Here is a 529-nt window from a genome sequence, read left to right as displayed (position 1 = left end):
ATGGCCAAGCAGTCGGGCGGTGGCGAGAGCAAGAAGGACTCGGGCGGCCAGCAGGCGTCGGAAGACACCGCGGCCAGCGGCGGGTCGCCGGTCCGGTACTACGAGAGCATCGACCTCGTGGACGCCTTTCACCCGCAGACGATCCTCGCCTACGAACTGAACGGGCAGGCGTTGCCGGTGGCTAACGGTGCGCCCCTGCGCCTGCGCGTCGAGCGCAACCTCGGCTACAAGCAGGCCAAGTACGTCATGCGCGTCGAGGTTGTGGAAAGCTTCGCCCATATCGGCGAGGGCAAGGGCGGCCACTGGGAGGACCAGGGCTACGCTTGGTACGCCGGCATCTGAGCCGAAGGATCGGACGTGAGATGCCCAACCAGATCCTTTCCAGAAGGGTCTGTAAGCGAGCCCGATGTAACAGGCCGGGACCAGCCGTTGGGCTGCATCGCGGCCTTGCTCCCTACCGACCGCACCGCGTCGTCTAATCCGGATCTTGCGTCGAGACCTGTCAGGGTAACCTGCTGTGTGTCGCCGG

Annotated in this window: 1 protein-coding gene; it reads left to right on the top strand. The window is 65.6% G+C overall.

Going from position 1 to position 529, the window contains the following annotated elements; all coding sequences use genetic code 11:
* The coding region (locus MKK69_RS02620) for a molybdopterin-dependent oxidoreductase (RefSeq protein ID WP_243965216.1) at nucleotides 1–342 on the top strand (342 nt) is incomplete at its 5' end.
* Nucleotides 343–529: the final 187 nt, after the last annotated feature.

Source organism: Methylobacterium sp. J-026 (genome assembly GCF_022829585.1).
Classification (GTDB): domain Bacteria; phylum Pseudomonadota; class Alphaproteobacteria; order Rhizobiales; family Beijerinckiaceae; genus Methylobacterium.
This window is presented reverse-complemented; position numbering and strand designations above follow the sequence as displayed.